Origin of the sequence: Mesorhizobium sp. M1409 (assembly GCF_040317535.1) — a bacterium.
In the GTDB taxonomy this organism is placed as follows: domain Bacteria; phylum Pseudomonadota; class Alphaproteobacteria; order Rhizobiales; family Rhizobiaceae; genus Mesorhizobium.
Genome location: NZ_JAMYKV010000012.1, coordinates 82,858 through 104,840, shown reverse-complemented (window position 1 = coordinate 104,840; position 21,983 = coordinate 82,858). Strand labels below are relative to the sequence as shown.

Annotated in this window: 25 protein-coding genes and 1 tRNA gene; 9 read left to right on the top strand and 17 right to left on the bottom strand. The window is 64.0% G+C overall.

Features of this window, described 5'->3' with window-relative positions; genetic code table 11:
* Nucleotides 1-16 precede the first annotated feature (16 nt).
* Nucleotides 17-826: a phosphodiesterase gene (locus NKG99_RS12690; RefSeq protein ID WP_352867966.1), complete on the top strand. Its 810-nt coding sequence runs from the start codon at nt 17-19 to the stop codon at nt 824-826.
* A gap of 38 nt (nt 827-864) precedes the next feature.
* Here the strand turns inward: NKG99_RS12690 and NKG99_RS12685 are convergent, their stop codons facing one another.
* The 3 genes from NKG99_RS12685 to NKG99_RS12675 form a co-directional block, all read right to left on the bottom strand.
* The gene (locus NKG99_RS12685; protein WP_352867879.1) at nt 865-1,947 is read right to left on the bottom strand and encodes an ABC transporter ATP-binding protein; all 1,083 of its coding nucleotides are present in this window, start codon (nt 1,945-1,947) and stop codon (nt 865-867) included.
* Nucleotides 1,944-3,524 carry an ABC transporter permease gene (locus tag NKG99_RS12680; RefSeq protein ID WP_352867964.1) on the bottom strand — a complete coding sequence of 527 codons (1,581 nt, stop codon included), beginning with the start codon at nt 3,522-3,524 and terminating at the stop codon, nt 1,944-1,946. The genes NKG99_RS12685 and NKG99_RS12680 overlap by 4 nt, the downstream gene beginning before the upstream one ends.
* 174 nt (nt 3,525-3,698) lie before the next feature.
* Entirely contained in the window at nt 3,699-4,706 is a 1,008-nt protein-coding gene (locus tag NKG99_RS12675) for an iron ABC transporter substrate-binding protein (RefSeq protein WP_352867876.1), read from the bottom strand.
* A 203-nt stretch (nt 4,707-4,909) separates the two neighbouring features.
* Here NKG99_RS12675 and NKG99_RS12670 point away from each other — a divergent pair, with 203 nt between their 5' ends.
* Together NKG99_RS12670 and NKG99_RS12665 are read left to right on the top strand one after the other, a co-directional pair.
* A complete protein-coding gene (locus tag NKG99_RS12670; RefSeq protein WP_352867873.1) occupies nt 4,910-5,461 on the top strand; it encodes a sigma-70 family RNA polymerase sigma factor in 552 nt (183 codons plus the stop codon).
* A 1-nt stretch (nt 5,462) separates the two neighbouring features.
* Complete coding sequence (locus NKG99_RS12665) at nt 5,463-6,101, top strand: NrsF family protein (RefSeq protein ID WP_352867871.1); 639 nt, start codon at nt 5,463-5,465, stop codon at nt 6,099-6,101.
* A gap of 301 nt (nt 6,102-6,402) precedes the next feature.
* Here the strand turns inward: NKG99_RS12665 and NKG99_RS12660 are convergent, their stop codons facing one another.
* The 7 genes from NKG99_RS12660 to NKG99_RS12630 form a co-directional block, all read right to left on the bottom strand.
* Complete coding sequence (locus NKG99_RS12660) at nt 6,403-7,281, bottom strand: 3-hydroxybutyryl-CoA dehydrogenase (RefSeq protein WP_352867869.1); 879 nt, start codon at nt 7,279-7,281, stop codon at nt 6,403-6,405.
* Between the two features lie 116 nt (nt 7,282-7,397).
* Nucleotides 7,398-8,327, bottom strand: a complete 930-nt coding sequence (locus NKG99_RS12655; RefSeq protein ID WP_352867866.1) for an electron transfer flavoprotein subunit alpha/FixB family protein — start codon at nt 8,325-8,327, stop codon at nt 7,398-7,400.
* Nucleotides 8,328-8,484: 157 nt separating this feature from the next.
* Nucleotides 8,485-9,234, bottom strand: coding sequence for an electron transfer flavoprotein subunit beta/FixA family protein (locus tag NKG99_RS12650; protein ID WP_352867864.1), 750 nt, complete (start codon nt 9,232-9,234; stop codon nt 8,485-8,487).
* 180 nt (nt 9,235-9,414) lie between these two features.
* Entirely contained in the window at nt 9,415-10,215 is an 801-nt protein-coding gene (locus NKG99_RS12645; protein ID WP_352867860.1) for a rhomboid family intramembrane serine protease, read from the bottom strand.
* Nucleotides 10,216-10,242: 27 nt separating this feature from the next.
* Complete coding sequence (locus NKG99_RS12640; protein WP_352867857.1) at nt 10,243-10,824, bottom strand: cob(I)yrinic acid a,c-diamide adenosyltransferase; 582 nt, start codon at nt 10,822-10,824, stop codon at nt 10,243-10,245.
* A gap of 24 nt (nt 10,825-10,848) precedes the next feature.
* Nucleotides 10,849-11,040, bottom strand: a complete 192-nt coding sequence (locus tag NKG99_RS12635) for a twin transmembrane helix small protein (RefSeq protein WP_352867854.1) — start codon at nt 11,038-11,040, stop codon at nt 10,849-10,851.
* Nucleotides 11,041-11,063: 23 nt separating this feature from the next.
* On the bottom strand, nt 11,064-11,930 hold the full coding sequence (locus tag NKG99_RS12630) for an SDR family oxidoreductase (RefSeq protein WP_352867851.1): 867 nt from the start codon (nt 11,928-11,930) through the stop codon (nt 11,064-11,066).
* 55 nt (nt 11,931-11,985) lie between these two features.
* Here NKG99_RS12630 and NKG99_RS12625 point away from each other — a divergent pair, with 55 nt between their 5' ends.
* A complete protein-coding gene (locus NKG99_RS12625; protein ID WP_032906951.1) occupies nt 11,986-12,837 on the top strand; it encodes a YihY/virulence factor BrkB family protein in 852 nt (283 codons plus the stop codon).
* Between the two features lie 161 nt (nt 12,838-12,998).
* On the opposite strand, the gene NKG99_RS12620 is transcribed toward NKG99_RS12625, so the two are convergent.
* Nucleotides 12,999-13,874 carry a DMT family transporter gene (locus NKG99_RS12620; protein ID WP_352867848.1) on the bottom strand — a complete coding sequence of 292 codons (876 nt, stop codon included), beginning with the start codon at nt 13,872-13,874 and terminating at the stop codon, nt 12,999-13,001.
* A 150-nt stretch (nt 13,875-14,024) separates the two neighbouring features.
* Nucleotides 14,025-14,900 (bottom strand): tRNA glutamyl-Q(34) synthetase GluQRS, encoded by an 876-nt coding sequence (gene gluQRS, locus NKG99_RS12615; protein ID WP_352867845.1) that lies wholly within the window; start codon nt 14,898-14,900, stop codon nt 14,025-14,027.
* Between the two features lie 74 nt (nt 14,901-14,974).
* Between gluQRS and NKG99_RS12610 the strand changes: the two genes are divergently transcribed.
* Nucleotides 14,975-15,616, top strand: a complete 642-nt coding sequence (locus tag NKG99_RS12610; protein ID WP_352867842.1) for a DNA-3-methyladenine glycosylase family protein — start codon at nt 14,975-14,977, stop codon at nt 15,614-15,616.
* Nucleotides 15,617-15,744: 128 nt separating this feature from the next.
* Nucleotides 15,745-16,302: an HNH endonuclease gene (locus NKG99_RS12605; protein ID WP_006328497.1), complete on the top strand. Its 558-nt coding sequence runs from the start codon at nt 15,745-15,747 to the stop codon at nt 16,300-16,302.
* A gap of 270 nt (nt 16,303-16,572) precedes the next feature.
* Here the strand turns inward: NKG99_RS12605 and NKG99_RS12600 are convergent, their stop codons facing one another.
* On the bottom strand, nt 16,573-17,091 hold the full coding sequence (locus NKG99_RS12600) for a disulfide bond formation protein B (protein WP_352867839.1): 519 nt from the start codon (nt 17,089-17,091) through the stop codon (nt 16,573-16,575).
* Between the two features lie 35 nt (nt 17,092-17,126).
* Nucleotides 17,127-17,714: a YqaA family protein gene (locus NKG99_RS12595; RefSeq protein WP_352867836.1), complete on the bottom strand. Its 588-nt coding sequence runs from the start codon at nt 17,712-17,714 to the stop codon at nt 17,127-17,129.
* 238 nt (nt 17,715-17,952) lie between these two features.
* On the opposite strand from NKG99_RS12595, the gene NKG99_RS12590 reads away from it, so the two are divergent.
* Nucleotides 17,953-18,037 (top strand) — tRNA-Leu (locus NKG99_RS12590).
* A gap of 42 nt (nt 18,038-18,079) precedes the next feature.
* Here the strand turns inward: NKG99_RS12590 and NKG99_RS12585 are convergent.
* Both NKG99_RS12585 and NKG99_RS12580 read right to left on the bottom strand, forming a co-directional pair.
* Nucleotides 18,080-19,360, bottom strand: coding sequence for a GNAT family N-acetyltransferase (locus NKG99_RS12585; RefSeq protein WP_352867834.1), 1,281 nt, complete (start codon nt 19,358-19,360; stop codon nt 18,080-18,082).
* Complete coding sequence (locus tag NKG99_RS12580; RefSeq protein ID WP_352867831.1) at nt 19,360-20,760, bottom strand: lipopolysaccharide biosynthesis protein; 1,401 nt, start codon at nt 20,758-20,760, stop codon at nt 19,360-19,362. Before NKG99_RS12580 ends, NKG99_RS12585 begins: the two co-directional genes overlap by 1 nt.
* A gap of 105 nt (nt 20,761-20,865) precedes the next feature.
* Here NKG99_RS12580 and NKG99_RS12575 point away from each other — a divergent pair, with 105 nt between their 5' ends.
* Entirely contained in the window at nt 20,866-21,141 is a 276-nt protein-coding gene (locus NKG99_RS12575) for a DUF6471 domain-containing protein (protein ID WP_352867829.1), read from the top strand.
* A gap of 23 nt (nt 21,142-21,164) precedes the next feature.
* On the opposite strand, the gene NKG99_RS12570 is transcribed toward NKG99_RS12575, so the two are convergent.
* Nucleotides 21,165-21,587, bottom strand: coding sequence for a hypothetical protein (locus NKG99_RS12570; protein WP_352867826.1), 423 nt, complete (start codon nt 21,585-21,587; stop codon nt 21,165-21,167).
* 94 nt (nt 21,588-21,681) lie between these two features.
* Here NKG99_RS12570 and NKG99_RS12565 point away from each other — a divergent pair, with 94 nt between their 5' ends.
* Complete coding sequence (locus tag NKG99_RS12565) at nt 21,682-21,936, top strand: hypothetical protein (RefSeq protein ID WP_352867824.1); 255 nt, start codon at nt 21,682-21,684, stop codon at nt 21,934-21,936.
* Nucleotides 21,937-21,983: the final 47 nt, after the last annotated feature.

Genomic DNA, 21,983 nt, shown 5'->3' with positions numbered 1-21,983 from the left:
GCCGAAGAAGCCCGCAATGAAGATTATCCAGGTCACCGATGTCCATCTTGGCCGGCAAGGCGAGCGCCGCTATGGCGCCGACCTGCATCAGCGGCTGGCTTCATGCATCGCGCACATCAATGCGCATCATGCCGATGCCGCGCTTTGCGTCTTCACCGGCGACCTGACCGAGACCGGCGCGCCCGAAAGCTATGCCGATCTCCGCGCCTCTCTGAGCGAGCTGTCGGTGCCCTTTCAACTGCTTCCGGGAAACCATGACCGGCGGGCCAATCTTGTTGCGGCGTTTCCTGAAATTCCGGTCGACGAGAACGGCTTCGTGCAGTCGGCTCGCCAAACAGCCGACGAGGTGCTGCTGTTCCTCGATTGCCTGGCGGAGGGCCGTGTCGAAGGCGAATTGTGCGACAAGCGGTTTGCCTGGTTGGAAGCCCGGCTCGAAGAAGCGGCAGGCCGGCCCGCCTATGTCTTCATGCATCATCCGCCGGTCACGCTCGGCCTGCCGCAACTCGATCCGCTCGCCCTTGAGCAACCCGAACGGTTGCTGGGCCTGCTTCGGGGTCATGGTAACGTCCGCCACATCTTCTTCGGCCACGTCCATCGCGACATCGCAGGCACGGTCGCCGGCATTCCGTTCTCGGCGCAGCGCGGCCTGCATGCCAGGTTCGAACTTGCCCTCGACCGATCGAGCGAGATTGTCGAGCAAGCGCCGCCCTCCTACGCGGTCGTCCTCGTCGACAGCGCCAACGAGCACGTGGTCGTGCACGGCTGCGATTTTCTCGAACAGTGGCCGATCTATTCCGGCGAGACCGGCGAACGCATCACCGTGTGAGTCGGATTGAGGCGCAGCGCCGAAAAGCTTTCGACCGTTCAGGTGAAGACATGCGCCTTTCCCGATACGGTCAGCCGGACGATCTCGCCGACCGCCGGCGCGTCCATGCCCGGTTTGCGCAGCACCAGCGGCGTGTTGCCGATCGCGGCCGCATCGGGCGGATCGGCATTGTTCAAGAGCCGCACCGCGATCGTGCACATCGAGCCGGCGAATTCCGATTCCGTCACTTCGCCGAACAGCATGTCCGAAGTGCCCGACATGCCCTCGCGCGACGTTCTTTTCAGCGCGATCTGCTCCGGCCGCAGCATGATGCGGGCAATGTCGCGGCTGTCGTTGGTGTCGACCGCGATGCGGCCGAGTGGAGAATTGGCGAAGCCGCCCGATATCTTTGCCGGCAGGATGATGGCGTCGCCGAGGAACTCGGCGATCATCCTGTCCTTCGGCTTGAAATAGAGTTCGCGCGGCGTACCGATCTGCGAGAACTTGCCGTCGCGCATCACCGCGACCTGACTGGCGAAGGACAGCGCCTCGGCCTGGTCGTGCGTCACCAGGATGGTGGTGATGCCAGCGGTTTCCAGAAGCTCGGCCACCGCCTTGCGCATCGAGGCGCGCAGGCCAGTATCGAGCGCCGAGAACGGCTCGTCGAGAAGCATCAGTCTCGGCTTCATCGCCATGGCGCGGGCCAGTGCCACACGCTGCTGCTGGCCGCCGGAGAGCTCGTGCGGGCGGCGTTTGAGGATCGCCTTGTCGAGCCCGACGATATAGGCGAGCTCGACGATGCGCTCGGTGCGCTTGTCTTCGCTGCGGGCCATGCCGAAGCCGATATTGTCGCCAATGGTCAGATGCGGGAACAGGGCGCCATCCTGCGCCACCACGCCGATCCCGCGGCGATATGCCGGCACCGCCGCGCCGCCATTGGCCAGCACCTCGCCGTCGAGCGTGATGCGGCCCTGGTCCGGGGCCTCGAAGCCGGCGATCAGCCGCAGCAGGGTCGTCTTGCCGCAGCCGGACGGGCCGACGATTGCCGTGCGGCTGCCACTGGCGACGCTCAGGTCGACGCCGGCAAGCGCCGCCACCGGGCCGTAATGCTTGTGCAGGCCGCTGATTTCGAGAAAGCTCATCGTCCGGCCATCCGTTTCGACTGGACGTAAAGCAGCCAGGTCAAGGGAAGCGACATGGCCACCATGATGAAGGCGTAAGGGGCCGCGGAGGCATAATCAATCTCGCCGCTGTAGGACCAGAACGCCATCGCCAGCGTGCGGGTGCCGTTCGGCGCCAGCATCTGGGTGGCGGTCAGTTCGTTCATGATGCCGAGCGCCACCAGCGCCATGCCGGCCGCGGCACCTGGCGCCGACAGGCGGATCGTGGTCGACCACAGCGCCTGCAGCGGGGGCCGTCCGAGGCTGGAAGCGGCGCGTTCGAGTTCGACCGGCGCCTGCGCGATCGAGGCCCGCAGGCTGACCAGAGCGCGCGGCAGGAACATCAGCGCATAGGCCATCAGGATGGTGAACAGGGTCTGGTAGAGCGGAAGCGCGATGCGCACCGTGATGGTGACCAGCGCCAGTGCGATGACGACCCCCGGCAACGAGCCGACGATGTAGTTGCAGCCCTCCAGCAGACGCTGCAATGGCCCCGGCGCTCGGATCGAGATCCAGGCCATCGGCATGGCGGCGACCGTGGCGAGCAATGCGCCGGCGAGCGCCAGGAACAGCGTTTGGCCAAGCGCCAGCCCGATCTCGTCGAAGCGCCAGACAGCCGCGCCGCCGGCGGCAAGCCAGCCGCCGATGGTGACGAACGGCACGCCAAGCGCCAGCAGCGTGGTGACGACAAGCAAGGCGAGGCAAGGGACGGTGGCCCGTCCGAGGCTTGTGCGCTGCTGATAGCGCGCGGCGCCGGAGCCGACGCGGGCATAGCGCTCCTCGCCGCGCACCAGCACTTCGAGGCCGAGCAGCACGAAGCAGCAGCTCACCAGCACGCCGGCCAGCATGTTGGCGGCCGGGCCGTTGAAGGTCGACTGGAATTGGTCGACGATCGCCGTGGTGAAGGTGTCGAAGCGGATGAAGACATAGAGGCCGTACTCGGCCAGCAGATGCAGCCCGACCAGCAGCGAACCGCCGCAGATGGCCAGCCGCAATTGCGGCAGCACGACACGCCAGAACACGCGCCGGGGCCCAAGGCCGAGTGCGGCGGCGGCGTCCTCGAGAGCGGGATCGAGACGGCGCAACGCCGCCGACACCGGCAGATACAGGAACGGGAAATAGGCGATCACGGAAATCAGGACGCCGGCCCACAGGCCGTGCAGTCCTGGCACCATGGTGATCCAGGCATAGCTGTGCACGAAAGCGGGGATGGCGAGCGGCGCCACGCACAGCCAGGCCCAGAACCGGGCGCCCGGCAAGTCGCTGCGCTCGGTCAGCCAGGCCAGGGCAACCGACAGCACGATGGTGATCGGCACGCAGAGCGCGACCAGCAGGATAGTATTGACCAGAAGCTCGCCGACACGTGGCCGGAAGACCAGCGCCGAGACGGTTTCCCAGCCGGTCCGCACCGCGATCCAGATGATGAAGGCAAGCGGCAGCAGCGCCAGCAGCGCAACGAAGACGGCGGCGATGACCAGCCAAAGCGGTGCGCGTCGCCGAGCCCTTCGGCCTGTGCCCGAAGGCAGGCCCGAGCGCGCGAGATCGACCGCAGACTGCATCAGGTCAGACGCCGCGCCGTTGCCGTCCAGCGGCAGCAATTGAAGGACCGCGATCGCGGTCGGGAACACAGCGTGTCGTCATCGACGAATGCCATCTCGAAAAGCAAAATCACTCCCGCGGAAGGCGAATTCCCGCGGGAGCGTGGTCGGTTGTCCTTTTAGGAGGAATGGCAACTAAAGCAAGCCGGCTGCCGTCATCAGGTCGGTGACCTTCTTGGAGTTCAGCGTCGTGGTATCGACTTTCGGCGCCTGCAGATCGGCGAGCGGCACCAGCTTCGGGTTGGACTCCGCACCCTTGCCGACCGCGTATTCGAAGGAATCGCCGGTCTTCAGCACGTCCTGGCCGCCCTTGCCGGTCACCCATTTCAGGAAGGCCTGGGCTTCCTTCGGATGCTTGCTCGAAGCCAGCACACCGCCGCCGGAAATCGAGACGAACGCGCCCGGATCCTGGTTCTTGAAATAATGCAGCTCGACATTCTTGCTGTTTTCGCCGGTCTTGGCCTGATCGCCGAAATAGTAATAATGGTAAATCACGCCGCCTTCGATTTCGCCGGCGTTGACCGCCTTCATCACCGTGCTGTTGCCCTTGTAGGCAGTGAAATTGGTCTTCATCGCTTTCAGCCAGTCCGCCGTGGCGGCCTCGCCCTTGAGCTGAAGCAGCGCACTGACGATGGCCTGAAAATCGGCGCCCGAGGGGGAGGCCGCCCAACGGCCCTTCCAACTCGGATCGGCGAGGTCAAGCATCGACTTGGGCAGCTGGTCGGCGGTCAGCTTGGTCTTGTTATAAGCAAACACCGTGCTGCGCGCCGCGACGCCGACCCATTTGCCGCTGGCCGGCTGATAGTCCTGAGGAACCTGGGCCAGTGTGTCGGCTTCGACCGGCGCGAACAGGCCGGCATTTTCGACCAGCACCATGGCCGGCGAGTTTTCCGTCAGGAACACGTCCGCGGGCGAAGCAGCGCCCTCGGCGACGATCTGGTTCGAGAAATCGCTGTCGCCGCCATTGCGCACGGTGACCTTGATGCCGGTCTCCTTGGTGAAGCCTTCGGCCCATGCCTTGGTCAGGCTCTCGTGCTGCGCATTGTAGACAATGATGCCATCATCCTCCGCCATGGCCGGACCGGCGAGCAGGGTGATTGCCAGCACGGTGGCGCCGACGAGGGTGGAAAGAGCGTATTTCATGTCACTGTCCTCGATCTCCGGGGTCTTCGGTCTTTCAGGGCCGCACCTATCGATACCTGACCAGGATAGTCAACATTGCTTTGCTGATTTTGATCGAGCGCCTGCAAACTTTCGTGATTTGCCGCTAGTTTGGCTTGGACATTATTTCGCCGGCCACGTAACAAATCAGCGCCGAGACGCGAAAATCGGGGGAGTGAACTCTTGTGAGCGGCAAGGACGAGGCCGAGCTTTCCCGGCTGATGCGGGCCGCGATCGCGGGAGATGAAAGGGCCTATGCCGACTTTCTGCACCGGATTGCCGCGCTGGTGCGCGGTTTTGTCAGGCGCAAGATCGTGCGGGGCGGGGTCGATCCCGAGGATGTCGTGCAGGAAACCTTGCTGGCCATTCATGTGAAACGACATACCTGGCGCCAGGATGCGCCGGTGTTGCCGTGGATCTATGCAATCGCCCGCTTCAAGCTCATCGACGCGTTCCGGCGGCGTGGACGGCGCATCGAGATCGATGTCGACGATATCGCCGAGACGTTCGCCGAGCCGGAAACGGAAACCGTCAGCGAGCGCGACATCACCCGGGCTTTGGACGGCCTGTCGCCGGCACAGCGCTCGGTGGTCTCAGCCGTTTCGGTGGAAGGCCGCTCCATTGGAGAGACGGCGGCAAAGTTCGGTATCAGCGAGACGGCGGTGCGTGTGTCGCTGCATCGGGGACTTGCCGCGATAGCCAAGCGGTTCGGGCAGGGGCGATTCGGGCGGGAATGACATGAGGACGGACGATCTCATCAAGGCGCTGGATGCCGATGCCCGGAGCAAGGCGATGCCGTTGCAATCGGCCTGGTGGGTGGCCGCCGGTGCGGCCGCGGTGATCGCGGCCGTCGTTTTCCTGCTGACCATCGGTCCGCGCCCGGACTTCATGGCGGCCGCCCACACGATACGCTTTCTTTCCAAATTCGTCTTCACCATCGTGCTTGCCGTCAGTGCCTTTGCCCTGGTCCGCGCCTTGTCGACGCCGGGAGCCTCGACGGGCCGGGCAATGGCCTGGATGGCCGCTGCGCCGGTGTTGATAGCCGTGGCGGTGGTTCTGGAGCTTTTCATGGTGCCGGAGGCGCTGTGGGGCACAAGGATGGTCGGCTCCAACATGATGATCTGCATGGCATTCATCCCTTTGATCGGCATCGGTCCGCTTGCCATTTTCCTGTGGATGCTGCGCTATGGCGCACCGACACGGCCGGTGCTTGCCGGCGCGGCTGCGGGCCTGCTCGCCGGCGGGCTCGCGGCGACCTTCTACGCCGCGCACTGCTTCGACGACTCGCCGCTTTTCGTCGCCACCTGGTACTCGCTGGCGATCGCGGCGCTCGCGCTGCTTGGCGCGCTTGGCGGGCGATTCTTCGTGCGCTGGTAGTGCGCCACGGCGATCACGATCCGTGCTCGCCGATCCTTAATCATGCCGGCAACCGTTTGTCGGTTAGCGACAGCACCGCTATGGACTGGACTTCACCTGGGACGGCCGCACTCACGTGATCGGCGCCAGCATGGGCTGGCTGCGATCAACGCCAATTGCGGCGAGGCGGCCGGCCATGGCTGCGTTTCCTTGGCGCCGGACGGCGAAAGCAGGGCCGATCGGGAAGAACCGCCCGCGCCACTGGCCGTGGCGTCTTGATCAGAACCGGTCCCGAAAAGAGTCTGCTGCTGACGCGGTTTGATCAGCGCGTCGGAACGGGATGCTCGCCGCGATAGTCGTAGAAGCCGCGCCCGGTCTTGCGGCCGAGCCACCCGGCTTCGACATATTTCACCAGCAGCGGGCAAGGGCGGTACTTCGAGTCCGACAGGCCGTCATGCAGCACCTGCATGATCGACAGACAGGTATCGAGCCCGATGAAGTCAGCCAACTGCAGCGGCCCCATCGGATGGTTGGCGCCGAGCCGCATGGCGGTGTCGATGGCATCGACCGAGCCGACACCCTCATAGAGCGTGTAGATCGCTTCGTTGATCATCGGCAGCAGGATGCGGTTGACGATGAAGGCCGGAAAATCCTCCGAGACCGTGATCGTCTTATCGAGCTGCTTCACATAGGTCTTGGCCGCCTCGAAGGTCTGGTCCTCGGTGGCGATGCCGCGCACCAGCTCGACCAGCTTCATCAGCGGCACCGGGTTCATGAAATGTATGCCGATGAACCGCTCCGGCCGGTCGGTCTGCGCGGCAAGCCGCGTGATCGAGATCGACGAGGTGTTGGTCGCCAGGATAGCTTCGGGATTGAGCTGCGGACAAAGCTGGGCGTAGATCTTGCGCTTGACCGTCTCGTCCTCGGTCGCCGCCTCGATCACCAGATCGGCGCCGGCAAGATCCGCCATCGCCGGCGCGGAAGAGATGCGCGCCATCGCGTCGTTGCGCACCTTCTCCTCGAGCTTGCCGGACCCCACTTGCCGGGCCATGTTGCCGCTGATGGTGGCGATGCCCTTCTCGATGCGGTCGGGGGATATATCGTGGATCAGCACCTTGTAGCCCGAAAGCGCGGAGACATGGGCGATGCCGCCGCCCATCTGGCCCGCGCCGATGATGCCGATCGTCTCGATCTTGCTCATTACACCGATCCCGTCAAAAGGCCTTTGCGGCCTGCTTTTTGTGCGGTGCAAACTAAAAGGGCGGGGCGACTTCGTCTACCCCACCCTCACCATTTAATACGCTTTGGCAGAAAGCGTCAAAGCGCCTTTTGCAGCTCCGGCAAAATGACGAAGAGATCGCCGACGAGGCCGTAGTCGGCAACCTGGAAAATCGGCGCCTCCTCGTCCTTGTTGATGGCGACGATGACCTTCGAATCCTTCATGCCGGCAAGGTGCTGGATGGCGCCGGAGATGCCCACCGCGATGTAGAGATCAGGGGCGACGACCTTGCCGGTCTGGCCGACCTGCCAGTCGTTCGGCGCATAGCCGGCATCGACGGCGGCGCGGGAAGCGCCGACGGCTGCACCGAGCTTGTCGGCGACCGGCAGGATGACTTCCTGGAACTTCTCCGCCGAACCCAGCGCGCGGCCGCCCGAGATGATGATCTTGGCCGAGGTCAGCTCCGGACGGTCGGTCTCCGAGAGCTTGTTCTCGACGAAGGTGGACAGGCCCGGATTGGCCGCGGCCTTGACGGTCTCGATGGAGGCCGAGCCGCCCTCGGGGGCGGCCTGGAAAGAGGCGGTGCGGACCGTGATCACCTTCTTGGCGTCGGTCGACTGCACCGTCTGGATGGCGTTGCCGGCATAGATCGGCCGCTTGAAGGTGTCGGGCGAGACGACTTCGATGATCTCGGACACCTGCGCGACGTCGAGCAGGGCAGCCACGCGTGGCGCGACATTCTTGCCCGACGAGGTCGCCGGCGCGATGATGGTGTCGTAGGCGCCCGCCAGCGACACAACCAGTGCCGCCGTCGGTTCGGCGAGGCGCTCGGCGAGTTCGTCGGCTTCGGCCAAGAGCACCTTGCTCACGCCCTTCAGCTTGGAGGCAGCGTCGGCCGCCGGCTTGGCGCCCTTGCCGGCAACCAGCACATGCACGTCCGAACCGATCCGCAGCGCCGCCGACAGCGCCTTGGCGGTCTGGTCGGAAAGGGTGGCGTTGTCGTGTTCTGCAATCAGAAGAATAGCCATTGATGATATTCCTGACTTTCGTTTTCGCGGCTCCCTGAAATCCGGTCAGGCCGAGTCGAAAACGGTTGGTTTCGAGAACCGGAGCGGAGCGTACTTCAGTACGTGAGCACCGGAAGCGGAGAAACCGACCGTTTGCAGGCCGGCCTCATCGGATTTCCTAGAGCACGCCGGCTTCGTTCTTGAGCTTGTCGATCAGCTCGGCGACGCTCTTGACCTTGACGCCCGCCTTGCGGCCACTCGGCTCCTCGGTCCTGATGACTTTCAGCCGCGGCTTGACGTCGGCGCCGTAGTCGGCCGGGCTCTTCTCGTCGAGCTGCTTCTTCTTGGCCTTCATGATGTTGGGCAGCGAGGCATAGCGCGGCTGGTTGAGGCGAAGGTCGGCGGTGACGATCGCCGGCATCTTCAGTTCCACCGTCTGCAGGCCGCCGTCGACCTCGCGCGTCACCTTGGCCTTGTCGCCCTCGAGCACGATCTTGGAAGCGAAGGTGCCCTGCGCCCAGCCCAGCAGCGCCGCCAGCATCTGGCCGGTCTGGTTGCTGTCGTCGTCGATCGCCTGCTTGCCGAGGATGACGAGGCCGGGCTGTTCGGCGTCGACGACGCCCTTCAGCACCTTGGCGACGCCGAGCGGCTCGGTCTGTTCGTCGGTCTTGACCAGGATGGCGCGGTCGGCGCCCATGGCGAGCGCGGTGCGCAGGGTTTCCTGCGCCTGCTGCGGGCCGATCGAAACGACGATGATCTCTTCCGCCTTGCCGGCTTCCTTCAGCCGGATCGCTTCTTCCACCGCGATCTCGTCGAACGGGTTCATCGCCATCTTGACGTTGGCGAGTTCCACCGCCGAACCATCAGCTTTCACGCGAACCTTGACGTTCGCATCCACAACCCGCTTCACGGGCACAAGGATCTTCATTTGCCTGTCACCTCTTCACGCTAGTTGGGCGCGCTATAACAGCCTGCGCCCTTTCTGAGTTGTCGAAAGCCGACATTCCGGATGGAAATTCTGGTCTTTGACCGCCTTAGGCCGCGGCGGAGACGTTTCCGTAGTTGCGGCAACCCTGCACGTCAATACGCTGCAAGCAGCCAAATCGGTTCAGTCCGAACTGGGAGCGCTTCCTCGCCCCCAGCGCGGCGTCGCGGCGGGTGGATCTGGGATCAGCGGTTCCGTGGCAACGTGCTGTTGGTTGGGAGCGGTGGGCGCGACGTCTTCGTCAGGGCCTGCAAACAGCGGCACACCGCGGCTGCGCAATATGAGCACCAGAATGGCGCCGGCGATGATGCCGCCTATGTGGCAGGCCCAGGAGATCTGGTCCTCGCCGCCGGCGGCAAACATCACCACCTGGAACAGCACCCACAGAATGAGCGGGATGAACGCTGGAATGCGCAGCGGGATGCGGGCAAAGGCCAGCACCCAGACCTTCACCCTGGGATAAAGGATCAGATAGGCGACGACCACGCCGGCGATGGCCCCGGACGCGCCGATCAGCGGCACTTGCGAATCCCAGGCGACGAGCCCCTGGAAGGCCGCTCCCGCAACAGCGCATAACAGGTAGAAGATGAGGTAGCGGATGTGGCCGAGCGCATCCTCGACATTGTCGCCGAACACCCACAGGAACAGCATGTTGCCGCCGAGGTGGAAGATGTCGGCGTGCAGGAAGGAATAGCTGAGATAGCTCAGGCTTTCGGGGATGACGATAAAGCGAGGGTCAAGCTCGGCTGTGTCATGCACGACCGACGGAATGAAGCCGAGGCCAAGCACGGCGGCATTGGTGAAACTCTCGCCGCCTAGCGCGGTGGCGAAATAGACCAGGGCGTTGGCCACGATCAGCCCGATCGTCACATATTGCAGGCGGATGTGCCGCAGCCTGTTGGTGTCGTAAAGCGGGATGAACATGCCCAGGCCCTCTTCCGCTTTCGACCATCAGCGGTTCTTGCCGGGAACCCATAGCACGTCGGCGTTTCCGTTGTCATTGACCGCCCGGGCGGCGACAAACAGGAAATCCGAGACGCGGTTGATGTATTTCAGCCCGTCGCGGTTGACGTGTTCGTTCGGGTCCTGGGCCAGGGCCACCATCAGCCGTTCAGCTCGCCGCGCCACGGTGCGGGCAAGGTGAAGGGCGGCGGCCGCCGGTGTGCCGCCATTGAGCACGAAGGATTTGAGCGGCTGAAGCTCCTTGTTGAGCAGGTCGATCTCCTTCTCGACCCGGTCGGTCTGCACGGCGACGATGCGAAGCGGCTCATAGCCGAGCGGCTTGCCGTCGTCGGGCACGGCGAGATCGGCGCCGAGGTCGAATAGATCGTTCTGGATGCGGGAAAGCATGTCGTCGATCGCGGGGTGAGCCGATGCCGTATGCACCCGGGCGATGCCGATGCAGGCATTGGCCTCGTCGACCGTGCCGTAGGCGTCCACCCGCAGATCGGATTTCAGCCGCCGTTCGCCGGTGCCGAGACCCGTGGTGCCATCATCGCCGGTGCGGGTGTAGATCTTGTTGAGCTTGACCACGTCGCCTCCCGGCCGCCGATATCCTCACTTGCGGGTGAAATACACCGCAAGCAGGATCAGCGCCAGCGCCACGGCCTGCAACAGAACGCGTGCTTGCATCAGCTTGTTCGAGGTGACGCCGGAGCCGCCGCGCATCATGTTGATGAGGCCGCGAACAAGCACGATCACCACGGCGACCATGACCAGAATGGCGAGGATGTTGAAGGCGGTTGCCATGGTGTGTTCCCAGTTCAGTTGATTCAGGCGCGTTTGGCAAGGATGCGGTAGAGCATCGATGCGGGCAGGATGCGTTTGAGCACCGCACCGATCCTGGCCGGCACCGTTACCACATAGTGGGCGCGCGGGCGCCGCGACAGAAGTGCATGGCGCAGCGCCGCGTGAACCACTTCCGGCCCGGGCTTCAAGGCCGATTGGCTGCCGCCAGCCCGCAGCCGCTCCAGTTGCGCCGCATAATCGAGGCGGTGGACCGAAGTCTCGTGCTCGATGTTCTTCAAGAACCAGGGAAGCGCATTGCTGGCGATCTTCGACGTTACCGGCCCCGGCTCGATCAGCGAGACATGGATGCCGCTGCCCCCAACTTCCTGATGCAGGCACAGCATCAGACCTTCCAGCGCGTGTTTCGACGCCGAATAGGCGCCGCGAAAACGCACTGGCGTCAGGCCGAGGATCGACGAGCAGTGGACGATGCGGCCGTAACCCTGGCGGCGCATCACCGGCACCAGCCGGCGGGTCAGGTCATGCCAGCCGAAGAAATTCGCCTCGAACTGCTCCTTGAGCGCTGCCACCGGCAAATCCTCGACGGCGCCGGCTTGCGCATAGGCGCCGTTGTTGAACAGGGCATCGAGCCTGCCGCCCGTGCGGTCGAGCACCGCCGTAACCAGCGCGGCGATGGAGTCCGGCTCGCAATAATCGAGATAGAAGGCCTCGATGCCGTCGGCCTCGAGTGCGGCGATGTCCCGGGGCTTGCGCGCCGTCGCGAACACCCGCCAGCCTTCCGCCTTCAACGCGCGGGCGCAGTACGCGCCTATTCCCGAGGATGCGCCGGTGACGATGATCGAGCGCAATTCTTGCGCCGGACTGCTCGTGGTTTCGCCAAGGGTTGCCATTTGCCGCAATCCCTTCCCATATTCCCGGCGTGGAGACAATTGGAGGGCACGGTTCTTGTTGCGGAAGATCGTTGCCCTCAAACGGGTCCTCTACGACGCGCTTGGCCATTTCAATACCGATGATGGCTGGGCGATGGCCAGCCATCTGGCGATCACATCGCTGATGGCGCTGTTCCCGTTCCTGATTTTCGCCACGACGCTGGCGAGCTTCCTCGGCGCGCAGGCGTTCTCCGACACGGCCGTGCACCTGGTGTTCGACACCTGGCCCGAACAGATCGCCAAGCCGATCGCGCGCGAAGTGCTCAATGTGCTGACCGTCAGGCGCACCGACCTCTTGACCTACGGCGTGCTGCTTGCCGCCTATTTTGCCTCGAACGGCATCGAGGCGCTGCGCACATCGCTCAACCGCGCCTATCGCGTCTCGGAAACGCGCGGCATCATCTACCGCCGGGTCCAGAGCATCATCTTCGTGCTCATCGCAACGGCCGGGTTTCTGGCGATCAGCGTGCTCCTGGTGTTCGCGCCGCTGCTGGCGCGACTCGCCGAAGCCCATATCGACTGGATCAAGCCTTATATGGGCACCATCACGCTGTGGCGTTATGTGATCGCCTCGGCGGTCATCGTCGGCGGATTGTTTGCCGTCCATTTCTGGCTGCCGGCGGGCAAGCGCCGCCTGGTGTCGATCGTCCCGGGCATCATCTTCACGCTTTCCGGATGGCTTGTCGGTTCGACTGTCTTCGCCACCTATCTCGACCATTTCTCGTCCTACGTGACGACCTATGCCGGCCTCGCCTCGATCATGATCGCCGTGGTCTTCCTCTACATGGTCTCGGCGATCTTCATCCTTGGCGGCGAGCTCAATGCAGCGATCAGCCGCTATCTTGAGGCACGCGCGCGGGTCGGATGAGTCGGTGCTGGGCGGATAGAGGAATTGAAGAATTGAAGAATTGAAGAATTGAAGAATGGGCTGTCGCTTGGGTTCCTCAGTTCCTCAGTTCCTCAGTTCCTCAGTTCCTCAGTTCCTCAGTTCCTCAGTTCCTCAGTTCCTCAATTCCTCAGTTCCTCAATTCATCCCTTGTTCGGCCGAGCTGTTGCCAGGCCAACGCCGAATGTCGTGATCGCCATGCCGACAATCTGCAGCGCGTTGAGCTGCTCGTCGAACAAGGCCCAGGCGATGATGGCCGTCACCGCCGGTACCAGGTAGAACAGCGAGGCCACTTTCGACATCTCGCCGTCGCGGATCATCACCATCAGCAGGAAGATGGCGCCGAGCGACAGCACCAGCACCAGCCAGGCCATGGCGAAGATCAATTCGCCGTTGATGACGACAGTGTGCGTCTCGAAGGCCAGCGCGGCCAGTATCATCAGCGACGCACCACCGACATATTGCCACATGGTCGCCGCGACGAGGTCGCCGCCGGAGGCAAAGCGCTTCTGCCAGATGGTGCCGGCGCTCATGCCGAGCACCGAGACCAGCGAGGCGGTCAGTGTCGCCGCCGTTACGCCGCCGCCGAGCGCGCCGAGCTTCGGCCACAGCACGATGACGATGCCGATGAGGCCGATGCCAAGGCCAAGCCAGTGGCGCGGCAGAATCGCCTCGCCGAGAAACTTGCCGGCGAGCACCGCCGTGATCAGCGGCTGCAGGCCGACGATCAGGGCCGAAAAGCCGGCCGGCATGCCCCTGTGGATGGCCCAGAAGACGGCGCCGAGATAGACGCCGTGCATCAGGATGCCGGCGCCGGTGGCATGCAGCGCTTCCTCGCGGGTGGCTCTCTTGGAGCCCAGCACAAGCATCAAAACAGCCAGCAGAATGGCGGCGATGACGAAACGCGCGGCAAGGAAGGTGAACGGCTCCGCCCACGGCATGGCGTAGCGCGCGCCGATGAAGCCGGTGGCCCACAGGACAACGAAGGTGGCGGGAATGAACCGCTTTATGCTGTGCATGTTCCGGAGACCGCCGTGCTGGGGAGAGTTGACCGTGACGCTGCTCTACTGCGCTTCAATCCGACGCGCAAAGCGAAACCATTGATCCATGCATCATCGGAATTCAACGGCCGGGACGTTTGGCAGGTGGTTTCTCTGATCTCGCCCGGCTTAAAGCCCGACCATCCGCCTGACGTCATCAGGCGATGCGCCGGCGTTGCGTAAGGCGGCAAGGCCGGTGTCGCCGAGGCTCTTGGACAGCTTTCGTCCATCGGGCCCGAGGATGAGACGATGATGGAAATAGGCAGGCTGCGGCAGCCCGAGGAGTTGCTGCAGCAGGCGCTGCACGCCGGTGGCGGAAAACAGATCCTGCCCGCGCACGACGTGGCTGATGCCTTGCAGCGCATCGTCCATGACGACGGCGAGGTGGTAGCTGGTCGGGATGTCGCGGCGCGCCACGATCACGTCGCCCCACTCCCGCGGGCGGGCTTCGACAGAGCGCGTCGCAAGCAGTGTCTCGTCGGAATACTCGGTCCATGACAGGGCCTTGCCGACACGCGCCATGGCGGCGCGGACATCCAGTCGCCAGGCGAAGGGCGTATTCTCGGCGATCCGCCGCTTGCGTTCCTTCATCGGCAGCGCCTTGTCGGCGGCGGGATAGAGCGGTACGCCGTCGGGATCGCGCGGCCAGTCGCGTCCGTGCTTTTCGCTGTCGGTGATAAAGGCGCGGATCTCGCCACGGCTCATGAAGGCGGGATAGACGAGTTCTTCCGCGATCAGCCGGTCAAGCATCGCTTTGTACTCGGCGAAATGCTCGGACTGGCGGCGCACCGGCTCTTCCCAGCCAAGCCCCAGCCATTTCAGGTCGGCAAGCACGCCGGCCTCGAATTGCGGCGTGCAGCGCACCGTGTCGATATCCTCGATGCGCAGCAGCAGCCGGCCGGCCGCGGCATTCGCCAGCTTCTGGTTGAGCAGCGCCGAGTAGGCGTGGCCGAGATGCAGGTCGCCATTGGGGCTGGGCGCGAAGCGGAATGTCAGGAGTGTCATCTCTTGGGCGGCAATCGGGTTGTGCGGCGGTTCTGCCAATTGCTACCGTGCAGCCGCTCAAGGAACAAGAAAGCATGCAGCGTATCGTGACATCGGACGACATTGCCCGGGGGCTCGATGCGCTTTGCGTGATCGACCCGCGCCTGGAAAAGGTACGCGGCATGGCCGGCGAGGTGCCGCTGCGGCTTTCCGAACCGGGGTTTCGAAGCCTGGCTTCGATTGTCGTCTCTCAGCAAGTGTCGCGCGCCAGCGCCGATGCGATCTTCGGCCGGCTGGTCAAACTCGTCGATCCGCTGACGCCGCGGGCTATCCTTGCCGCCGGCGAAGACATGTTTCGCGAGGCCGGCCTGTCGCGGCCGAAGCAGCGTGGCCTGATCGCTGTTGCCCAGGCGGTGGTCGACGGCCTCGACCTGCATCACCTCTGTTCGCTCGATGCCCAGGAGGCGATTACGACGATGACGGCGGTGTCCGGCATCGGTCCATGGACGGCGGAAGTGTACCTGCTGTTTGCCGCTGGGCACCCCGACATCTTCCCAGCGCGCGACGTCGCCTTGCAGAGCGCGGTCGGCCACGCGCTCGGCATCGACCCGCGTCCGCCGGAGAAAACACTGATCCAACTCGCCGAATCATGGAGCCCCTGGCGAGGTGTCGCGTCGCGGCTTTTCTGGTCCTATTATCGCGAAACCAGAGGGCGAGACGCCGCACCGCCGGCCTGAAACCGCAAAAAAGCCTGAAAATCATGTCTTTTTGCCGCTTCGACGACGCGACAATCCGCTTCACATCCCTGTCATGTCGGGCTTACAGTATCCTCGCCGTTCGGTTCTAGAACCAAGGAGGTAAACACGTGACGGTTGCCGTATCTCCGGATGGGCTTCCAGCACTAGTGCTGAATGCGGATTACCGCCCGCTCAGCTATTACCCCTTGTCGCTCTGGTCCTGGCAGGACGCGATCAAGGCGGTGTTCCTCGATCGGGTGAACATCGTCGCCGAATACGAGCACGCCGTCTCCTCGCCGACCTTCTCGATGAAGCTGCCGAGCGTGGTCAGCCTCAAGGCCTATGTGAAGCCGTCGAGGCATCCGGCCTTCACCCGCTTCAACGTCTTCCTGCGTGACCGCTTCCAGTGCCAGTATTGCGGCACGCCGGAGGACCTGACCTTCGATCACGTTATCCCCCGCCATCGCGGCGGTGCCACGACGTGGGAGAATGTCGTTGCCGCCTGCTCGCCCTGCAATCTGAGGAAGGGCGGCATGATGCCGGCGCACGCCAAGATGTGGCCGCTGCAGAAGCCCTTCCAGCCGACAGTGCATGATCTGCACAATAACGGCCGCCTGTTCCCGCCCAACCATCTGCATGAGAGCTGGATGGATTACCTCTACTGGGATGTCGAGCTGGAGCCGTAGAGTTCGGCACATCAGCTATGGCAAGGCAACTGCCGAAGTTGGTGCTGCCCCTCATCCGGCTGCCGCCACCTTCTCCCCGTATAGTGACGGGAAGAAGGGAAGCTGCGGCACCCTCGGCCTCGCAACGTTGGTGATTGGCGAAATCGGCGATGACAGCGTCTTTCTCCCCGTCGCCATACCGGGAGAAATGCCCGGCAGGGCAAAGGGGCGGCGGCAACACCTCAAGTCCAGCCACAGGCCGGGCGGCGCGAGTTTCTGTCTCGCGCTGGCTCAGTCGCGCGCGAAAGCGCCGCGGAAGGCGACGGCGGCGAGGATCAGGCTGGCGATGGCGTTCCAGCCGGCCAGCGACAGGCCAAGGATGCGCAGTGCGGCCTTGTCGCAGGATGGCGGCACGAATTTGTCGAGCGCGTCGAGCACGCCCTTGCCGCCGGTGTCGACCGGTCCAGCACCCGCGGTGCAATCGGTCGGGCCGGCCCACCACTGCCATTCGACGCCGGAGTGATAGACGCCGAGATAGAGGCCGTAGAGCATCAGCAGGCCGCCGACAGCCAGCAGGCCACGCGTCAGCCAAGCCGGTGCGTGCAGCATCGACGCAATCGCCGCCAGCACCATCAGCGGCACGCCGATATAGTAGGGTGTGCGCTGCTCCAGGCAGAGGTGGCAAGGGATGTAGCCGCCGAGATACTGGAAGCCGAGCGCCGAGCCGACGGTGGCGGCCATGGCGACGGCGAGGAACAGGGCCGTGCGCGTCCGCTGGCGTGCGGGATCGGCATTCATCGTCGCGGTCATTTCAATCGGCTCCGTCCGGCTCGCGATGGCTGTCTTCAGAGGGCGTATTTGACTGTTATATAGAGCAAAATCAGGGCAGCCGCCGCGCCACCGGCGATCAGGCCGAGACGCTTTTCGATGAACTCGCGGATCGGCTCGCCATAGCGGCGCAAAAGCCAGGCGAGCAGCAGGAAGCGGCCGCCGCGCGCCACGATCGCCAGCACGATGAACAGCAGCAAATTGACGCCGATGACGCCGGACAGGATCGTCACCACCTTGATCGGCGGCAAATGGGCCGCGCCCGAAGTGACCAGCATCAGGATGATGAAGCCGACACCCGCGCCCGCGCGCAGCGTCTCGAACTCGTCGTACTTGCCGTAGAATTCGAGGATCGGCCGCGCCACCGCGTCATAGGCGTAATGGCCGATAAACCAGCCGGCGATGCCGCCCAGCACCGAGGCGACGGTGGCGATCAGCGCATAGCGGTAGGCGCGATCCGGCCGCGACAGCGCCATCGGCAGATAGAGCACGTCGGCCGGCACCAGAAACACCGAGCTTTCGACGAAGGCGATGAAGGCCAGCCACCATTCGGCGGATTTGCGGGCCGCCAGCGACAAGGTCCAGTCGTAAAGTCCGCGAAGCATCGCCACTCCTAGCATGTCGCCCCAAAGGTGCGCGGCGATCTTTCCGAACATGCCGCGCTTTGACGCGCCGCCTGTCTAGAAAGATTTTCCGCACTGCACAATGGCAGCGCCGTCACGAAATCGAAAGACGCAGTTTGGTCGCATCCGGCATGCCGGAGAACTCATGCCGGAGAATTGGCCAGTTGACGAACAGGCCCCCAACCGTATAGTCCCGCGCCATCCAGGCCGCCCGGCCTGAGCCCCTATGGCGGAATTGGTAGACGCGCTCGACTCAAAATCGAGTTCCGCAAGGAGTGCTGGTTCGATCCCGGCTAGGGGCACCAAACTTTTCTCCCGGCAGCCAATCCGTGTTTTGGGACAGGCTCCTACCGCCGCCCCAGCAGGCTCTTCATGCGGTTGCGCAGCAGGCGGGCCATGTTGCGGGTTTCGCGGTAGAGGTGCAGTTGCGAGGCGGCCTGGCGGGTCAGGCGGTCGGCGTCCGGCGTCAGGCCGATCACCAGCGTGCCCATCGGCTTGCGCTCGGCCCACAGCCGGCTCATCACCGGGTGGTCGGGCACGGCGCAGGAATCGGTCATCATGATGTTGGGATCGTCGAGATGCTGCCTGGTCACCTCGATCATCAGCAGCGTGCCCGGCGAATAGCTGGCCAGCGTCTCGTCATAGGCCGTCTTCCAGGTGTAGGCGACGCCGGTTTCGACGAAGACGATCAGGCAGGCGATGGTGCGGCCGTCGAGCGTCAGCGAATGGATGCGGCACATGTCCTGCTCGGCCAGCCGGTGCACGGCCTCGCGGGCGAAGGCGGCGCGGTAGCGGTCGATTGCCATGGCGGTGCGTTCGCGACCTTTCCAGCCGGCCGCTTCCAGGGTCAGGAAGCTCTCGATGGCGTGGCGGATGTCCTCGAGCCCGCGCGCCACGACATGCTCCAGTCTGCCGAGGTCGCCAAGGCGGCGCTTCAGGCGGCGGAACTCGCGATTATGGTGCGGGCGCAGCGAGGCCTTCAGATAGTCGTCGCCATCGAGTTCGCTCTCGAGCGCCGGGCGCTGGGTCTGGCCTGTGGTGACCAGCATCAGGCCGCGCGTCTCGGCAACGGTGGCAAGCAGGCTCGCCACCGGGCCATCGAGCCGGATATCGGGCAGGACGAACACTTTCGGCAGCTTGAGGTGAGGGCGCGACAGCATCGAGAAGAAGTCCTCGACGACGCCGACCGGGTCGTCGCGGTCGACCAGCGGCGTGCCGAGCGGCCCGAACGGGCTCGACCATGTGCGCATGACCGGCACGCCGAGCGGCATGGCCGGCCGTTCCACCGAGAACGGCACCAGAAGGCGCAGCCGGTTGCGGTATTCGTCGCCGTCGCGGATGACCGCCAGCCGCACCTCGCGATCCTCCAGCCGGGGCATGGCCGGCGCCAGGAAGCGCGGGTTGAAGAAGACGTTGGGCTCGATCGCGCGGGCGCAGAGGTAATCCAGCTCCTCGACCAGGTCGAAGCCGGCCGATGCCGGGTAGATGGCGAGTTTGCGCTCGGGCCGGTTGTTGGCGAAGATCTCGATATGAGCGGGGTCGGGGTCGCGGGCCAGCCCGGCAAGGCCGGACACCATGGCGCCGGCGGTGCCGCCGCTGGTTTCCTCAAGCAACGGGATGGCGGCCATCACGCGGCTCCTTTCGCGGGCACGAAGATGAGCATGACGATGCCGAGCTTGCGCCACACCGTGAAGGACAGCGCGCCGGCTTCGAAGATCATGGCAAAGGCGGTGGCCATTGCCGCGCCCCATAGGCCGAACATCGGGATCAGCACCACGTTGAGGGCGATGTTGAAGGCCAGCGTCATGGCATAGACGGCGGCGCAGATGTTCTGGTTGCCGCTCATCGTCAGCAGGCTTTCGCAGGGGCCGACGGCGGCGCGGGCCACGACGCCGAAGACGAGCAGGAACAGCAAGGGATAGCCGCTGCTGAATTCAGGGCCGAACAGCACCAGCATCGGTTCGCCGAGCGCCAGCACCAGCAGCGCCATCAACAGCGATGGCCAGAACGTCCACGACACCGTCTCGCGGGCAAAGGCGGCGAGCCTTTGCGGGTCGCCATGGGTGAACTGCGCATAGCGCTGGGCAACGCCGGCCTTGACGGCGAAATAGACGAAATGCACCAACGCCAGCGTCTTCACCGTGGCGAAATAGACGGCGACGTCGTTGGGATCCATATAGGCGCCGACCATCAGCACGTCGGCATTGGTGAGCAGGAAGAAGAAGCTTTCGACCAGGAAAATCGGCAGCGAGACGACGAACCACTGCGCGAAATGCACCTTCATCGGCCCGGCCGGGATCTGCCGTTCCATGCGCTGGGTGACACCGATCAGCTGACCAAGCGTGGTGGCGTAGGTGGCGGCGATCGAGGCGAAGATCGCCGTCCTGGCGTCGGGGGCGTAGCCCGCCGCCAGCATCAGCGCCATGAACAGCAGGATCAGGATGGGTCGCACCAGATAGGTCGGCGACAGGGCAAACAGCGCCCAGCTGTTGGCGCGTGCCAGTCCCGACAGAAGGTCCGACATGGCGATCATCGGCAGGCAGATGACGCCGAGGATGAACGGGATCACATAGTAGCTTTCGATCCAGGGTGCCGCCAGCCAGACGCCGAGCGCGCCGAGCCCGGCGATGAGCGTGGAGGCGATCAGCACGAACAGGCGGCTGGCCAGCACGATGCCGCGCAGCTCGTCCATCAGGCCGCGCTCGCGGTATTCGGGAATGAAGCGGATGACCGAGGTGTGGAAGCCGAGGCAGGCGAGGTTGCCGACGATGACCATCGTCACCCAGACGAGGACGAAGATGCCGTATTCGAACGAGCCCATCCAGCGCGCCATCAGCACCTGGCTGATGAAGGCGATGACGGCGCTGACGATGCGGATGGAGAAGGCGATGACCGACATGCGGCCGGCCTCGCCGCGCTCGTCGGCGGTGAACAGCACGGCATCGATGCGGCCAAGCAGCGGCCCCATGCGCAGCGCCCAACGCTGCGGCAAGAACCGCCCGGCAGTCGTGGCCGCGGAAAAGCGCACCCCGATTTCTCTCCGTTTTCCGCTTCTTTTTCGAGGTTGGGTGTAGCGAAAACACATTAAGAAACGGTTGGGTGAGCTTCTCCTTCGCCCCGTCCCTATACGGGGGTGAGGCGTGGTCCGCGCAGCGGACGAAAAGCCAATTGCTTGGCTTTTCGAACGGCGAACGCCCGGAGCGATAGCGAAGGGCTAGGTGCCGGCAGGCGGTGCGGCTTTCGGCGGAAGGGCGTCACCTATTCGCAGCTCGTTGAAAAGCTGAATGCGATGGGCGTTGACGAGAAAGAGGTAAACGTGCGCAATAAGCTCTCTAGGGGCAAATTCACGGCGGCGTTTTTACTTCAATGTCTCAGCGCGATAGGATCGCAGACACTGCACTTGGCCTAGCCATAGGCCTCGGGATTGCCCTTTTAGTTCTTGTCTGGGCGGTTCCGGGGTTTCGTGATCCAGCCGATAGCAAAAACGGACAGCAGCACAACGAGCAGAAAGCCGACGGGGACGAAAAGCCAGTCCAGCCGCCCAGCTTCTGGAAAACCTACACTACGCCGTCTGATACGTACGCACAGTGGATCGCAGCGTTCTCCGCTCTCTTCAGCGTATGCGTTAGCACTTGGGCTGTGTGGCTGGTCAGAAACACGCTGGTTGTCAATCAACGAGCGACCGCCGCCGCCGAAGATGCCGTTGCCACCACTCGCGAAATGGGCGAACTGGAGACCCGTGCGTATCTTGCCGTCACCGGCGGAACGGCTGTTTATTACGGCAGCAGCGATCCCCAGGTTTTCATAAGGGTGCGAAATGCCGGGAACTCGCCGGCCTTCGACGTCACTGCCCATTTCCAAAATTGCAAAGATCATACAGCCGGATAGCGAGGGCGACTATTTGCTTAGCGCTTTTGGGAAAACTGACGAACGAGGCCTCGGATTCAATTTGGACGGACTTCTGGAATATCAAACCGTTTTCGATATGAAAACGGGAAACACTGATATGGAATCGACGTTCCTGTTCTTGTTCGGGCCGAGCAGGGCAAAGATCGCAAAAGCAATCCAAGACGGCAAGCGATTGCGGCTTCCTATGCAACTCATGCCGCAGTTCAGTTCCGGCTGGATTGTTGATTACCGCCGCGCAATGCGGTCCGCCCGCGAGAAAGAGCGCCGCGAAAAGCAGGCAGCCAAGCGGACCTAGCCGCGACAAGGCAAAAGAAGCTCGGGCAGGGGGGCGGTCTATGCGGC

What these genes read in the sequence shown, in the direction of transcription:
- NKG99_RS12680 (WP_352867964.1), bottom strand. Translation starts at nt 3,524, where the DNA reads ATGCAGTCTGCGGTCGATCTCGCGCGCTCGGGCCTGCCTTCGGGCACA.
- NKG99_RS12595 (WP_352867836.1), bottom strand. Translation starts at nt 17,714, where the DNA reads ATGCTTCGCGGACTTTACGACTGGACCTTGTCGCTGGCGGCCCGCAAA.
- NKG99_RS12635 (WP_352867854.1), bottom strand. Translation starts at nt 11,040, where the DNA reads ATGGCAACCGCCTTCAACATCCTCGCCATTCTGGTCATGGTCGCCGTG.
- NKG99_RS12570 (WP_352867826.1), bottom strand. Translation starts at nt 21,587, where the DNA reads ATGGGCAGTGACGTCGAAGGCCGGCGAGTTCCCGGCATTTCGCACCCT.
- NKG99_RS12675 (WP_352867876.1), bottom strand. Translation starts at nt 4,706, where the DNA reads ATGAAATACGCTCTTTCCACCCTCGTCGGCGCCACCGTGCTGGCAATC.
- NKG99_RS12645 (WP_352867860.1), bottom strand. Translation starts at nt 10,215, where the DNA reads ATGTTCATCCCGCTTTACGACACCAACAGGCTGCGGCACATCCGCCTG.
- NKG99_RS12660 (WP_352867869.1), bottom strand. Translation starts at nt 7,281, where the DNA reads ATGAGCAAGATCGAGACGATCGGCATCATCGGCGCGGGCCAGATGGGC.
- gluQRS (WP_352867845.1), bottom strand. Translation starts at nt 14,900, where the DNA reads ATGACACTCCTGACATTCCGCTTCGCGCCCAGCCCCAATGGCGACCTG.
- NKG99_RS12600 (WP_352867839.1), bottom strand. Translation starts at nt 17,091, where the DNA reads ATGACCGCGACGATGAATGCCGATCCCGCACGCCAGCGGACGCGCACG.
- NKG99_RS12610 (WP_352867842.1), top strand. Translation starts at nt 14,975, where the DNA reads ATGCAGCGTATCGTGACATCGGACGACATTGCCCGGGGGCTCGATGCG.
- NKG99_RS12650 (WP_352867864.1), bottom strand. Translation starts at nt 9,234, where the DNA reads ATGAAGATCCTTGTGCCCGTGAAGCGGGTTGTGGATGCGAACGTCAAG.
- NKG99_RS12585 (WP_352867834.1), bottom strand. Translation starts at nt 19,360, where the DNA reads ATGGCCGCCATCCCGTTGCTTGAGGAAACCAGCGGCGGCACCGCCGGC.
- NKG99_RS12690 (WP_352867966.1), top strand. Translation starts at nt 17, where the DNA reads ATGAAGATTATCCAGGTCACCGATGTCCATCTTGGCCGGCAAGGCGAG.
- NKG99_RS12665 (WP_352867871.1), top strand. Translation starts at nt 5,463, where the DNA reads ATGAGGACGGACGATCTCATCAAGGCGCTGGATGCCGATGCCCGGAGC.
- NKG99_RS12685 (WP_352867879.1), bottom strand. Translation starts at nt 1,947, where the DNA reads ATGAGCTTTCTCGAAATCAGCGGCCTGCACAAGCATTACGGCCCGGTG.
- NKG99_RS12655 (WP_352867866.1), bottom strand. Translation starts at nt 8,327, where the DNA reads ATGGCTATTCTTCTGATTGCAGAACACGACAACGCCACCCTTTCCGAC.
- NKG99_RS12630 (WP_352867851.1), bottom strand. Translation starts at nt 11,930, where the DNA reads ATGGCAACCCTTGGCGAAACCACGAGCAGTCCGGCGCAAGAATTGCGC.
- NKG99_RS12620 (WP_352867848.1), bottom strand. Translation starts at nt 13,874, where the DNA reads ATGCACAGCATAAAGCGGTTCATTCCCGCCACCTTCGTTGTCCTGTGG.